The sequence below is a fragment of the Labrys miyagiensis genome (genome assembly GCF_030160835.1).
In the GTDB taxonomy this organism is placed as follows: Bacteria; Pseudomonadota; Alphaproteobacteria; order Rhizobiales; family Labraceae; genus Labrys; species Labrys miyagiensis.
In genome coordinates this window covers 1-644 of record NZ_BSPC01000098.1, presented here as the reverse complement: position 1 = coordinate 644, position 644 = coordinate 1, and the positions used below count along the sequence as shown (strand labels likewise).

Here is a 644-nt window from a genome sequence, read left to right as displayed (position 1 = left end):
GGCGCGTCTCCAGCAAGACCACGCGATGATACGGGCTGGCTCAATGCGTTGTTGTGCCAAGCGATTTGTGATGCGACGCACTTCCTGGGTGGACCAGCGGATCAGGGCTTGGGTGGACTGGTGGCCCGCGGTTTGGTTTTTGGGGGCGTCGCGTTGTTGGCGTGATGGCGCACGGTTGCCATCATGGCGAAGGCGAGCATGACGAAGGAAACATGCCGATGCCAGCCGTGCCAGGATCTTGTCTCATTGTGATCGAGGCCAAGCTCGTTCTTGGCCGTTTCGAAACTATCCTCGATGGTCCAGCGCTGGCCTTCGACCTTGACCAGGGTGGCGATGTCGGTGCCGGCTGGACACCAGGTTGAGAAGAAGGCCAATTCAGCATCGGCGATGGTGCGGCGGATCAGAAGGCCGCGCGTCCACCAGCCTGGCGTCGGGCAGCCATAATCGGCCTGGGCATCGAGATCGGCCAGTTCACAATAGGCCCAGTCATACAGGCGTGGCCCCTTGGTGCCATCGCCCGCCGACAGGCGCTGCCATTGGGAGGCTGGCAAGTCCCGTGCGATCTGTTCGGCACTTCCGCCAATGGGAGGCTTGTCTCCCCAGGAATTGAAGAGATGGTCGGAACTGACGCCAAGCACATAGCC

The 644-nt window shown here is 61.5% G+C and carries 1 pseudogene; it reads right to left on the bottom strand.

The window, feature by feature from the left end:
• Positions 1-101 precede the first annotated feature (101 nt).
• Positions 102-644 (bottom strand): annotated as a pseudogene (locus tag QQL24_RS36220) (IS701 family transposase); the annotation flags it as partial.